Origin of the sequence: Burkholderia sp. Ac-20379, from assembly GCF_017104645.1 — a bacterium.
GTDB lineage: Bacteria > Pseudomonadota > Gammaproteobacteria > Burkholderiales > Burkholderiaceae > Burkholderia.
In genome coordinates, this window is record NZ_JAAGPF010000692.1 from 1 (window position 1) to 1,511 (window position 1,511).

Here is a 1,511-nt window from a genome sequence, read left to right on the forward strand (position 1 = left end):
TTATCTGTTACTGAGACTCGCACCATCGACTCTGACCCCCCCCCCAACACGCTTCCCCTCCACGCCCCTCTTCCGATCCGGGCGCCGCGCACGGCGACGGCCCCGCCTCTCCCGCATCGGGCCGGACGCACGAGCGGCTCGCGGCCGGCTGGGGCCAGGACGCGGCCGGCGCCGACCTGATCCGGCGCGCGATGGTGCTGGTGGCCGATCACGAGATCACCAGCTCGGCGTTCGCGGCGCGCATCACCGCATCCACCGGCGCGCCGCTGGCGGGCTGCCTGCTGACCGGGTTGACCACGCTGTCCGGCCCGCTGCACGGCGATGCGTCGCGGCGCGTGCGGGCCGTGTTCGACGACGTCGAGCGGCTCGGCGCCGAGCACGTGGTGAGCCACCATCTCGGCTCGGCGATTCCGGTGCCGGGCTTCGGCCATCATCTCTACCCCGACGGCGATCCGCGCGCCGAGGCGCTGCTGAGCCGGCTCGATCCGCCGCGCGAACTGGGCGCGTTCATCGACAAGGTCACGGCGCTGACGGGCCTCAAGCCGAACATCGACGTGGCGCTGGCGATTCTGTCCGCACAACTGAAGTTGCCGCCCGACGCGGCGTTCGGGCTGTTCTCGATCGCACGCAGCGTCGGCCTGCTCGCGCACTGCATCGAGCAGCTTCGGGTGGGCAAGGTGATCCGGCCGCGCGGCCGCTATACGGGGCCGGCGCTGGAGGACGAGCACCTGCGCCCCGCCGCCGTCGACGACAAGGCCTATACGGCCGGCACGCTGGAGAAGAACCGCGTGTTCAAGCTGAAGACGGCGGGCTGAGGCGCGAGCTTGCTTCGGTGACCTGATGGGTTGTCAGGCCGCTTCGAGCCGCGCCAGCACTTCATCGGCGATCGCGAGCGAGGCGGTCAGCCCCGGCGATTCGATCCCGTACAGATTGACGAGGCCCGGCACGCCGTGTTCGCGGGCCGACTGGATCATGAAATCGGCGCTGCCGCCGTCGGGCGCGTCGAGTTTGGGGCGAATGCCCGAATAGGCCGGTTGCAGCGCCGAATCGGGCAGCGCCGGCCAGTAGCGCCGGATCGCCTGGTAGAAGCGCTCGGCGCGGCCCGGATCGACGCGGTAATCGATCGTGTCGATCCATTCGACGTCCGGCCCGAAGCGCGCCTGATTCGCCAGATCGAGCGTCAGATGCACGCCCAGGCCGCCCGGCTCCGGCACCGGGTAGATCAGCCGCGAGAACGGCGCGCGCCCCGACAGCGAATAGTAGTTGCCCTTGGCATACCGCGCGCGCGGAATCGAGGCCGGCGGCAAGCCGTGCAGCGCGCCGGCCACGGCCTGCGCGTAGAGGCCGGCCGCGTTGATCACGCGCCGCGCGCGCAGGCGCATCGGTTCGTCGCCGCCGGTTTCGAGTTCGATGACGGCGCCGCCGCCTTCGTGCAGCACCTGCCCGCCGACCACGGGCGAGCGGTAGGCGATCGCGGCGCCGGCGCGCTCGGCGTCGCCGAGCAGCGCGAG

At 71.7% G+C, this 1,511-nt stretch carries 1 protein-coding gene and 1 pseudogene; one reads left to right on the plus strand and one right to left on the minus strand.

Going from position 1 to position 1,511, the window contains the following annotated elements:
• Positions 1–113: 113 nt before the first annotated feature.
• Positions 114–815, plus strand: a pseudogene (locus G3N92_RS33995) (citrate synthase); the annotation flags it as partial.
• Positions 816–848: 33 nt separating this feature from the next.
• On the opposite strand, the gene G3N92_RS34000 reads toward G3N92_RS33995, so the two are convergent.
• The coding region (locus G3N92_RS34000; protein ID WP_206131865.1) for an FAD-dependent oxidoreductase at positions 849–1,511 on the minus strand (663 nt) is incomplete at its 5' end.